The organism is Brevibacillus formosus (assembly GCF_003013405.1).
Taxonomy (GTDB): Bacteria; Bacillota; Bacilli; order Brevibacillales; family Brevibacillaceae; genus Brevibacillus; species Brevibacillus formosus.
Genome location: NZ_PXZL01000003.1, coordinates 222401 through 235219 on the forward strand (window position 1 = coordinate 222401; position 12819 = coordinate 235219).

A 12819-nucleotide genomic window follows, 5' to 3' on the forward strand; every position below is an offset into this window, starting at 1 on the left:
AGATGATCCTCTAATCCTGATGTCAAAGGAGAGCAACTCAATGATTCAGAAGCTTGCTGGAACTGCCAATAGGAACGGCCAACTACCTGGAGACGTCGAACAGAGGCTGTGTGATTGGCAAGTGGATGATTATTGGAGACACATTTTGGCAAACCGTGAACAAACATTAAACATGCCATTAGATTGTGTTCGCCCAGCCGTTAAAAGCATGGAGAAAGGTTATGTCGCACGAAAGACAAGCCTCGAGTTAAAGAGAAAGCTGGAGCTTATTGAAGAGAAAGAAGCCGTATCCATGGAAATCATGCTTTTGGCTGCTTTCATACTACTGCTCTCCAAATATTCTGGCCAAGACCAAATCTTCGTAGGGTGGACGTCTGATTCGTTTCAACAATCTGGTGGAAGCCAAGCATCTTGCACTTCTGTAATCGCTGGCCACGTGGATCAGGATATCACTTGGCGCGAGTATGTAGCCATCATCGAGCAAAAGTGCCTGCAGGCTCTTGCTCCGAAACGCTTCTCATACGAAGAACTGGTGAAAGCACTCGATTTGGACCAAGATCCGAGCAGAAATCCGCTCTTTGATGTTCTCTTCAAAAAGAAAAATGAAGAGATTGAATGGAAGAAGTATGACTTTTCGTTAGAAATCGATACTGAAAAAGAGGGCATATTTGTCAAGGTTCAATACGATACAAACCTCTTTTTCAAAAGCACAATGAAAAAATTGCTTTGCCATTATGTCAATCTGCTGGAGCAACTGGTCCGTGATGCCGACCAATGTATCGCAGATATGGATATGCTCTCAGCAGATGAACGAGAGCACCTGGTCTATGGCTTGAATCAGACCAGCACTGAATATCCATTTGATCACAGCATCTCGTACATGCTGGAGAAACAAGTTGAACAGCGTCCCGAGGAGATCGCTGTCGTGTTCGGTGCACAACGCCTCACTTACCGTCAACTGCATGCGTCTTCCAACCGTATCGCTCATGCCCTGCATCACAGGGGAATCGGAGAAGGAGACGTTGTTGTCGTTATGGCTGAGCGTTCGCTGGAACTCATTACAGGCCTACTTGGAGTCCTAAAAGCCGGAGCTGCCTATACCCCGGTTGACCCCGGCTATCCAGCGGAGCGTCTTCGTTACTTGCTACGCAATTCGAGTGCGAAGTTGCTACTCGTCCAGCGTACGTTTCAAGACCGTATTGCCGACACGGATGCAGATATTGTTGCGGTGGAAGACTTGCTAGCGGCTGAGTTGCCTAGCGAAAACCTGCCACTTCCCTATCATCCTGAACAATTGATGTACGTGCTTTATACCTCTGGATCAACAGGAAATCCGAAGGGAGCCATGATCCGATCGCATGCCTTTGTTAATTTGCTCCATTGGTATACCCAAGAGTTTACGTTTACCGAAAACGATCGGGTTCTGCTTATTGCTTCAGCCAGCTTTGATCTAGCGCAAAAAAATCTATACGCGCCGTTGGTTACTGGCGGACGCTTAATCCTTTTTGAACCGGGTTTGTATGATTACGAGCAGATGTCGGCGACCATTGAGCGCGAGGACATTACCGTGATCAACTGCACACCTAGCGCGTTTTACCCGTTGCTCGAGGAGAATGCAGACGACGACTACAAAAAACTGAAAAGCTTGCGGTGGATATTTTTGGGCGGAGAACCGATCCACATGACCAAGCTGGGTCCATGGCTGCGAAGCGAGAACTGCCAGGCAGAGATCGTCAATACCTACGGCCCGACTGAATGTACTGATATTGCCTCCTATTACCGTATGCGCAGCGAAGACTGGCAGGGCGAAACCGAACTGCCGATCGGCAAGCCAATTGACAATGTCCGGCTGTATGTAGTGGACAAAGAGATGAAGATTGTCCCGGAAGGTATGGAAGGTGAGTTGTGCATCGGAGGCGTCGGAGTCGGCATTGGCTATTACAATGCTCCCGAGTTGACCCAAGAACGATTTGTACAGAGCGAAGAGTTGCCCGAGAAAGTCGTGTACAAGACAGGGGACGTAGTCAAGCGGTTACCAGATGGCAACGTTGCGTTCATTGGAAGGGTGGACCACCAAGTCAAAATCCGTGGATTCCGTATAGAAATTGAAGAGATTGAGAAAAAGCTCCTCGACCATCCACATGTGAAGGAAGCAATAATCACTGCTGTACAAGATGCAGATGGAGACACATCACTCCGGGCATATGTAGTGCCGGGCGTTAGCTTGACCATCGACCAAATCCGCGATTACCTGCAGATGGAACTGCCAGCGTATATGGTCCCACAGTTTTTCATATTCCTAGAGTCATTACCGCTGACTCCGAACGGAAAAATCGACCGCAAAGCGCTGCCCTTGCCACCCGAGAAAATGAGGCCAACAGAGGAACCTGATCTCAACGATGAGATAGAGCAACGATTGGTCGCCCTATGGCAGGAAGTGCTTGGGATCCGCAAGATAGGCATCCAAGACAGCTTCTTTCGTTTGGGAGGGCACTCGTTAAAAGCGATTGCTCTCCTCTCTCGAATCAAAAAGACATTTGGTGTGTCCATCCCGATTCAAACTTTATTTCGATCGCCGACTGTTCAGCAGCTTGCCGAGGTCATCCGGCGATCTCCTAAGACTAACGTCGTATCGATTCCTACTGCTGAGAGCCAAGAATATCATCGGCTTTCCTCGGAGCAAGAGAGGCTCTATGTTTTGGAACAGTTCGAAGACGTGGGCACTGCCTACAACGTGCCATGGGCGGCTCATGTATATGGCCCATTGGACGTTGACCGCTGTCACAAAGCATTTACCTCGTTAAGCCGTCGCCATGAATCGCTTCGCACATGCTTTGAGATGATTGGCGATACGGTTTTTCAAAAAGTGCTGAAAGAAGTGAAAGGCTTCTTCACCTATGAAGAAGTGATCGGTGGGGTGCCTGACCAACTAATCAGGCAGTTCCTGCGTCCATTCGATCTGAGTATAGGTCCGTTGTTCCGAGTAAAACTCATCCGGCTCGGCACAAACGAACATCTGTTTCTACTGGACATGCATCACATTATTGCAGACGGTATTTCTATTCAGATTTTATTGAAAGAATTTTCCGCCCTTTATGAAGGAGAAGTACTGGAATCATTGCCGATGCAGTACAAGGATTATGCGAGTTGGCAAAACAAAAGGCGGGAGACCTTGCAAGAACAGGAGCAGTATTGGCTCGATTTGCTACAAGGGGAGCTACCCGTACTGAATCTCCCCCTAGATCACCCACGGCCACCGTTACAAAGCTTCGAGGGCGACAAAGTGAGCGCCCGCCTGGACGCTCCACTTGTGAAAAAGCTAAGACAGGTAGCGGAGGAAACGGGAACCACCCTGTATATGGTTTTGCTCGCGTCGTATCAAGTGTTGTTACACAAGTATACGGGACAAACCGATATCATCGTAGGCTCACCAATCGGAGGAAGGCAACAGGCTGTATTTGAAAATATAGTGGGAATGTTCGTCAACACACTGGCTCTGCGGAACTTCCCGCACCCAGCCAAGTCATTCCGTGCCTTTCTTACAGAAGTACGAGAGTGTTGTCTGAAAGCCTATGAACATCAGGAATGGCCGTTTGAGAAGCTGGTGGAGAAATTACAGTTCTCTCGAGATTTAAGCCGCAATCCGTTGTTTGATACCATGTTCGTGCTGCAAAACATGGAGAGCTACCTTCCGAGTATGGAAGGGGTAAAGATGGTAACTCATCCGATCAACGTTCATGTCTCTCAGTTTGACCTCATGCTGGAGGCAATCGAAAGAGGAAATGACACCATTCATTTGAATCTGGAGTTCTGCGTCAAGCTGTTTGCCAAAAATACGATGGAGAGGTTGCTGCGCCATTACCTCAATCTGTTGGAGCAACTAGTCCATAATGTCGACCAACGTCTGGAAGATATGGACATGCTGTCAGCAGATGAACGAGAGCGCCTTGTCTATGGCTTGAATCAGACCACCACCGAATTTCCTTCTGAGTTAAGCATTACACACATGCTGGAGAAACAGGCCGAGCAACGCCCCGAGGAGATCGCTGTCGTGTTAGGTGAACAACGCCTCACATACCGTCAACTGAATGCAGCCTCCAACCGTATCGCTCATGCCCTTCATCACAGGGGAATCGGAGAGGGAGACGTTGTTGTTGTTATGGCCGAGCGTTCCCTGGAACTGATTACAAGTTTGCTCGGGGTGCTGAAAGCCGGGGCTGCCTATACCCCAGTTGACCCTGGCTATCCAACGGAGCGTCTTCGTTACTTGCTACGCAATTCGAGCGCAAAGCTTATGCTCGTCCAGCGTGCGTTTCAAGACCGTATTACCGACACAGATGCAGATATTGTTGCGGTGGAAGACATGCTAGCGGCTGAGTTTCCAAGCGAAAACCTGCTTCTTCCCTATAATCCTGAGCGAATGATGTACGTACTTTATACCTCTGGATCAACAGGAAATCCGAAGGGAGCCATGATCCGTTCGCATGCATTTGTCAATTTGCTTCACTGGTACACCCAAGAATTTACATTTACCGAAAACGAACGGGTTCTGCTCATTGCGTCAGCCAGCTTTGATCTGGCGCAAAAAAATTTATACGCGCCGTTGATCACAGGAGGACGCCTGATTCTTTTTGAACCGGGTCTGTATGATTACGAACGAATGTCCAGCACTATTGAACGTGAGGGCATTACCGTGATCAACTGCACGCCTAGCGCGTTTTATCCATTGCTCGAGGAGAATGTTGACGACGACTACCAAAAGCTAAAAAGCCTCCGCTGGGTATTTTTGGGCGGCGAGCCGATCCATATGTCCCATCTGGGTCCATGGCTGCGCAGCCCGCACTGCCAGGCGGAAATCGTCAATACCTACGGCCCGACCGAATGTACCGACATCGCTTCGTATTACCGCATGCGCAACGAAAACTGGCAGGGTCAAGTCGAGCTGCCAATCGGCAAGCCAATTAACAACGCCCGGTTGTATGTGGTGGATAAAGAGATGAAAATCGTGCCAGAAGGTATGGAAGGTGAGTTGTGCATCGGAGGTATGGGGGTCGGCCTTGGCTACTACAATGCTCCCGAGTTGACGGAGGAACGATTTGTACAGAGCAACGAGTTGCCCGAGAGAGTCGTGTACAAAACGGGGGACATAGTCAAGCGATTACCAGATGGCAACATAGTGTTCATAGGAAGGGTAGACCACCAAGTCAAAATACGTGGATACCGCATTGAGATTGAAGAAATCGAAAAGAAACTCCTGGATCACCACCATGTGAAAGAGGCAGTGGTTACGGCTGTACAAGATGCAAGCGGAGACACGACGCTCTGTGCATATGTAGTGCCGATCACTAACCTGACCACCGACCAAATCTGCAATTACCTCCAGATGGAACTACCAGCATATATGGTCCCGCAGCTGGTAATGATCCTCGAGGCATTGCCACTGACTCCGAACGGCAAAATCGACCGCAAAGCGCTGCCCTTGCCTGCTCAGCAAATCGAGCGAACGGAGGAAAACGATCCCAGCGGTGAGACAGAGCAACGATTGGCGACACTGTGGGAGGATGTTCTTGGCATTAGCAAGGTTAGCCTCCAAGACAGTTTCTTTCGTTTGGGAGGACACTCCTTAAAAGCCATTGCTCTCCTCTCTCGAATCAAAAAGACATTTGGTGTGTCCATCCCGATTCAAACTTTATTTCGATCGCCGACTGTTCAGCAGCTTGCCGAGGTCATTCGACAAACACCCAAGACAAGCATCGTATCCATTCCTACAGCAGGAGGGCAAGAATATCATCGGCTTTCCTCAGAGCAAGAAAGGCTCTATGTTTTGGAACAGTTCGAAGACGTGGGCACTGCCTACAACGTGCCATGGGCGGCTCACGTATATGGCCCATTGGACGCTGACCGCTGTCACGAAGCATTTACCTCGTTAAGCCGTCGGCATGAATCGCTTCGCACATGCTTTGAGATGATTGGCGATACGGTTTTTCAAAAAGTGCTAAAAGAAGTGAAAGGCTTCTTCACCTATGAGGAAGTGATCGGTGGGGTGCCTGACCAACTAATCAGGCAGTTCGTGCGTCCATTCGATCTGAGTGTAGGTCCGTTGTTCCGAGTGAAAGTCATCCGGCTCGGCACAAACGAACATCTGTTTTTACTGGACATGCACCACATTATTGCAGACGGTATTTCTATTCAGATTTTATTGAAAGAATTTTCCGCCCTTTATGAAGGAGAAGTACTGGAATCATTGCCGATGCAGTACAAGGATTATGCGAGTTGGCAAAACAAAAGGCGGGAGACCTTGCAAGAACAGGAGCAGTATTGGCTAGACTTGTTGCAAGGGGAGCTACCGGTATTGAATCTGCCGTTGGATTACCCGCGGCCACCGTTACAAAACTTCGAGGGCGACAAGGTAAGCATCCACGTGGACGCCTCACTGGCCAAAAAGCTGGGACAGGTAGCCGAAGAAACAGGATCCACCCTGTATATGGTTTTGCTTGCTGCGTATCAAGTGTTGTTGCACAAGTATACAGGACAAACCGATATCATTGTCGGATCACCAATCGGGGGAAGGCAACAGGATGAATTTGAAAATACCGTGGGAATGTTCGTCAACACACTGGCCCTGCGAAGCTTCCCGCACCCAGACAAGTCACTCCGTGCCTTTCTTACAGAAGTACGAGAGTGTTGTCTGAAAGCCTATGAACATCAGGAATGGCCGTTTGAGAAGCTGGTCGAGAAACTAGAGTTCTCCCGGGATTTAAGCCGCAATCCGTTGTTTGATACCATGTTCGTCCTACAAAACATGGAGAGTTACCTTCCGTGCATGGAAGGGGTAAGGATGGTAACTCATCCGATCAACGCCCATGTATCTCAGTTTGACCTCATGCTGGAAGCGATCGAGAGAGAAGACGAAGGCATCCAGTTGAATCTGGAATATTGCGTCAAGCTGTTTGCCAAAAACACGATGGAGAGGTTGCTGCACCATTACCTCAATCTGCTAGAACAACTGGTCCGTAATGTCGACCAGCGTGTGGAAGAAATGGACATGCTGTCAGCAGATGAACGAGAGCGCCTTGTCTATGGCTTGAATCAGACCACCACCGAATTTCCTTCTGAGCTAAGCATTGCACACATGCTGGAGAAACAGGTTGAACAACGCCCCGAGGAGATCGCTGTCGTGTTCGGTGAACAGCTCCTCACTTACCATCAATTGCATGCGGCCTCCAACCGTATCGCTCATGCCCTGCATCACAGGGGAATCGGAGAAGGAGACGTTGTTGTCGTTATGGCCGAGCGTTCGCTGGCACTCATTACAGGCCTACTTGGAGTGCTAAAAGCCGGAGCTGCCTATACCCCAGTTGACCCCGGCTATCCAGCGGGGCGTCTTCGTTACTTGCTACGCAATTCGAGTGCGAAGTTGTTGCTCGTCCAGCGTGCATTTCAAGACCGTATTGCCGACACGGATGCAGATGTTGTTGCGGTGGAAGACCTTCTAGTGGCTGAGTTTCCAAGTGAAAACCTGCTTCTTCCCTATAATCCTGAGCGATTGATGTACGTACTTTATACCTCTGGTTCAACAGGAAATCCCAAAGGTGCTATGATCCGGTCTCATGCCTTTGTCAATTTACTTCACTGGTACACAAGGGAGTTTAGGTTTACCGAGAACGAACGGGTCCTGCTCATTGCTTCAGCCAGCTTTGATTTGGCGCAAAAAAATCTATATGCGCCGTTGATTACTGGTGGACGCTTAATCCTTTTCGAACCGGGTTTGTATGACTACGAACAGATGTCGGCTACCATTGAACGTGAAGGCATTACCGTAATCAACTGCACACCTAGCGCGTTTTACCCGTTGCTCGAGGAGAATGCAGACGACGGCTACCAAAAGCTGAAAAGCCTTCGATGGGTATTTTTGGGCGGCGAGCCGATCCACATGACCAAGCTGGGTCCATGGGTGCGCAGCGAGAACTGCCAGGCGGAGATCGTCAATACCTACGGCCCGACTGAATGTACTGACATCGCTTCCTATTACCGCATGCGCAGCGAAGACTGGCAAGGCGAAGTCGAGCTGCCGATCGGCAAGCCAATTGATAACGTCCGATTGTATGTGGTGGACAAAGCGATGAAGATTGTCCCGGAAGGTATGGAAGGTGAGTTGTGTATCGGGGGCGTGGGGGTCGGCCTTGGCTATTACAATGCTCCCAAGTTAACGGAAGAACGCTTTGTACAGAGCAACGAGTTGCCAGAGAGAGTTGTGTACAAGACAGGAGACATAGTCAAGCGGATACCAGATGGCAACGTGGTATTCATAGGAAGGGTAGATCACCAAGTTAAAATCCGTGGATTCCGCATTGAAATTGAAGAGATCGAGAAGAAGCTAATCGATCATCCTCAAGTAAAGGAAGCAGTGGTTACGGCTGTACAGGATGTGGACGGGGACGCGATACTCCGCGCATATGTAGTTCCGGTCAGCTCTTTGACAACCGACCAGCTCTATCATTACCTGCAAGACGAGCTTCCAAGCTATATGGTCCCGCAATATCTCATATTGCTAGAGTCACTACCGCTGACTCCGAACGGTAAAATTGACCGCAAAGCGTTGCCATTGTGGCCCGATAACATAGTTCTGACTGAGGAGGACGAACCGAGGGGAGAAACAGAGCAACAATTAGCAGCTCTGTGGCAGGAAACACTTGGAATCCGCAAGGTAAGCGTTCATGATCATTTCTTTCAGTTAACAGACCAAACCTTCAAAGCGCTTGATGTAATCGGCAAAATAAATAAGGCTTTTGGCGTTAAATCCAATCTTAATCTGTTGATTCGTAATCCTACCATTCGAGAACTAGCTAAACAGATCGAAAATTGCTCTTTGAATCCATTGCCTTCACTGGAAGCAGTTGCCGAGCGTCCTTACTACCCAGCATCCTCAGCACAAAAGCGGCTGTTTATGATCAATAAACTGCTAGGGAGCGGAACAACTTACAACGTTCCAGTCATACGCAGAATGAAAGGGAGACTGGACATTCAGCGTGTTGGGGAGGCCATGAAGGAACTTGTCCAGCGACATGAATCACTTCGGACATCCTTTCAATTGGATGTGGAAACCGGTGCGTTGCTCCAAAAGGTGCATTCTGACGTTTCATTTACCTCTTTCGTATATGAACTCACCGAGGCAGAAGCGACAGAAATGATTCAAGATTTTGTCAGGCCGTTTCGCCTGGATAGACCACCGCTGTTTCGATCAGCGCTAATCAACCTGATAGATAAAGAAGAGTGCATCCTCATCATTGACATGCACCATAGCATAACAGATGGTATGTCAATAGGGATTATACTAAAAGACTTAGTAGCCCTTTACGAAAAAAGACAGATGGACACCCCCAAGCTTCAATATAAGGACTACGCTGTCTGGGAAAATCAGCTCATGAATACGAGAGAATGGCAAAAGCAGGAGAAATACTGGCTAGAGATATTCAAAGAGCCTGTTCACCCGATACAAATGCCAGTCAGTCGCCAAGCTTCCTTGGCAGCAGATGCCAATACCCGTACGATCTATTTTTCCCTAGAGGAAAACACAACTGTGGCCTTGCAGAACCTTGCTCAGTCAACAGAGACGACCCTTTTTATGGTGTTGATGACCACCTTTACTATTCTGTTGTCCAAACTGTCTGACCAGGAAGATATTGTGGTTGGTACTCCAATTTCGGGAAGACATCACGATGGACTGGAGAATATCGTAGGAATGTTTGTCAATACGTTGGCTATTCGCAACTCGCTACAACGCAGCCTGAACTTTCTGGAGTATTTGAATCAGGTGAAAGAGCGACTGCTAGAAGCATATGAAAATCAAGATTATCCTTTTGATCATCTGGTGGACAAACTGAACGTCCCGCGTGAGATCAGCACAAACCCTTTGTTCAATGTCATGTTCCAATTTGCACAAAAGGACGAAGTAGAGAAAATTGCGGGTTTGGAGATGCTCCCTGTCGAATATGATTGCGCTCCAAGCAAATTCGATATCCACTTTGTTGTCGTACAAGAAGATCAGCGGACCCTGTACCTGGAAATGACATACCGAGATGCGTATCTCCCAGATGAATCGGCTAACGAGTTCATTACTCAATTTATTGAATTGGTTCAGCAAATTGTTCATGATACGGGTATTTGTCTAAAAAAGATCATGACCAGCCAACGAGTACAACCCTAGCTTCCGGACATAGTCCCGCCTTCTACATTGGCGGGATTTTTTACATCCACCCTGAAGTAAATATAGGAAGCACCCCCGAACACGTGGTTGCAGACTGTCGCGTTTAATAGAAGAGAACTCGAACAGGAGAGAGATTGAATGATGGATAGCAACGTTTTGTTCAAGGAGTTTCCAGTATTGAAATCGGACAAATTAACACTTGGCCCGATTGAAGATCATCATTTAGAAGAAGTGTTTGAGATATACAGCAATGATAAAGTATTTGAGTATTGCGGTATTATTCCAAAGCACAAAAAGGACAGCGTAATGACCATGATCAGGCATTTTAAAAGGGATTATCATAAAAAAACAAGGTTGAAATGGGGGATTTTTCCTGATAACCAGAGCAATACATTAGTTGGTATTATCGAGGCTTTCGAGTTTAATCAAAGAATAAACAAAGTAACAATCGGCTACTTTTTGGCCGAAAGACACTGGGGAAAAGGAATTGCCTCAGAGGCGGTCAACATGGTCGTACGCTTCTTGATTGAAGATGCCAAAGTGAGCAGAATTCAAGCAGATGTAATGCCTCCGAATGAAGTATCCAAAAGGGTATTGCTCAAGAATGGTTTCATCAAGGAGGGAACGCTAAGACAAGCAGCATCCTGGTCCGGTAAAGGAGTTGTAGATTTAGAGATATATAGCTTGTTAAAAGAAGATTTCCAAAGAGAGAAATAGTAAGATAGTGGATCGTGAAGAGGAGTGCTAAAATCATAAATGAGAGAAAAGTGGAACTGATAGGATAGCACTTTAAATTAAAAAAGAAGGTTTCATCCCCGAACCGGATTTGAGGATGAAGCCTTCTTTTTTTTCAAAAAAAACTTGATAATACGGGGGAGAGTTTTCACAAATTAAATAACAAGAGTGTTGGTCACCCTCAATCATTAAGAAAAAACTGAACAAATGTATTCAAGGCAATGATCTCAACCGTTTCACAAAACTTGTCGTTCTGCGCGCAAGCAGTAAGAGTATATTGGTCATCGAGAAAGAATATCTTAAAATACCAATTACAATGATCATATACACGTAATCCCTCAACTCCACCTCCTCGAACAGTTGAAAAGCTATTTAGTGGAATCGAAAATCCATGGCCGATTGCTTTGACATAACTCTCCTTGGCCGTCCAGACTTTAAAAAAGCGAGAGTGTCTTTGCAGAGCATCCTGTTCATTCTCAATAAACTCATATTCTTCTTGTGCAAAAAACTGTTTTGCAATCTGTAGATCAACCGTATGTATTCTTTCTATATCAATACCCACAGGGTGCTCGTCTATTATGCAGACTATCCATTTGCCCGAGTGTGAGATATTAAAATGAAGTAGGTTCAACGGCATGTAAAGGTACGGTTTTCCAAATGTGTTCTTGCTAAATAAGATAGTTTTCGGAGGAATAGCAAATTTTTCAGAAACGATTTTTCTAATAAGGAGGTCGCCCAATAGGCCTCTGATCAGATCTTCACGGTGGAGGAACTTGGATAGTCTTTGTTTCTTTTCTTCAGTAACAAAGGTTAAGAGGTGTGAAATGTACGCATCTGGTAATGTAGATATAGGGACAGCGTATATTTGCATAATGTTCAACCTCCAGTACAGTTGTAATGCATTCAGGGGATTTGAACATTTAGCATTTACCTATGATGGCTAAATGAATTACACACTAGGCTCAATAAATTCAATACCAAGGTCGATGATTCGCTCATCTCCCATAAGGGAAACAAGCACTTTTACCCTTCTCCTGTGCTTATCGATTTTTTTAATAATACCTTCCATTCCTTTTAATGGGCCTGATTCTACATAAACTTTAAAGTCTTGCGTGTATACTTGGGAAAAATCGATCTGCTCATCATTATTCAGAAGTTTAAGAATAATCGACATTTCTTCTTCGGGAATCTTTTTAAAATAATGCGCTTCTTCATATTTTTGATTCCCATGACAGTTTTGGGGGAAAAGGGTACTATCGTATGTTAGGTCGATTTTATTTAGATAGTTTAGTATGCGGATGATTTTTGAATGCCGTTTAATGGAGTAGTATGTTGAAAAATTCATTTCTGTTTTTACAAAAATATATCCAGGGAACAAATTCTTCTCGACGCGCAGAAGTTCACCGTTTTTTTTCTCAGGGACGATTCGTTTTGGAGCGATTGAGTACAAAGTTTCTTTATCAAAGGATTTATTCAGCCAATCTTTTACAGAATGCTCATTACCCGATTTAACAAAGAGAACATACCAGTTCATAGAGGAAATGACTCCTTTTCGAGATGTTTCTCAGATAATTGGTAGTAACAGTAGCCCTAGAATTAAATGCTCAACAGTACTTGAGTCATGTAAAACGTTGTCGTGTAACAATTATTGAGACCCTCTACTCTGAATCCCTTGAACGGAACTTTTTCAAGTCCTTTAACTTAAAAAGATAATAGGCTTATTTGATTGTAATACACATTAATTAAAAAAATTATCATTTTTTATATTTATTACCACCACCATGGTAACCCCCACACTCGCTTATCGTCAAGTTCATTCTCGCATTTCAGTTAAGGTTCAATTGCTGTCGAATTATAAAGGAAAAGCTGTCCTGCTA

Annotated in this window: 4 protein-coding genes; 2 read left to right on the top strand and 2 right to left on the bottom strand. The window is 46.2% G+C overall.

Annotated elements, in window-relative coordinates:
- Window positions 1–40: 40 nt before the first annotated feature.
- Window positions 41–10207, top strand: coding sequence for a non-ribosomal peptide synthetase (locus C7R91_RS04465; protein ID WP_181284540.1), 10167 nt, complete (start codon window positions 41–43; stop codon window positions 10205–10207).
- 141 nt (window positions 10208–10348) lie between these two features.
- Window positions 10349–10924: a GNAT family N-acetyltransferase gene (locus tag C7R91_RS04470; RefSeq protein ID WP_047068589.1), complete on the top strand. Its 576-nt coding sequence runs from the start codon at window positions 10349–10351 to the stop codon at window positions 10922–10924.
- 199 nt (window positions 10925–11123) lie between these two features.
- On the opposite strand, the gene C7R91_RS04475 is transcribed toward C7R91_RS04470, so the two are convergent.
- Together C7R91_RS04475 and loaP are read right to left on the bottom strand one after the other, a co-directional pair.
- Window positions 11124–11813 carry a 4'-phosphopantetheinyl transferase family protein gene (locus tag C7R91_RS04475; RefSeq protein ID WP_047067193.1) on the bottom strand — a complete coding sequence of 230 codons (690 nt, stop codon included), beginning with the start codon at window positions 11811–11813 and terminating at the stop codon, window positions 11124–11126.
- Window positions 11814–11891: 78 nt separating this feature from the next.
- Entirely contained in the window at window positions 11892–12476 is a 585-nt protein-coding gene (gene loaP / locus C7R91_RS04480) for an antiterminator LoaP (protein WP_047067194.1), read from the bottom strand.
- Between the last annotated feature and the right edge of the window lie 343 nt (window positions 12477–12819).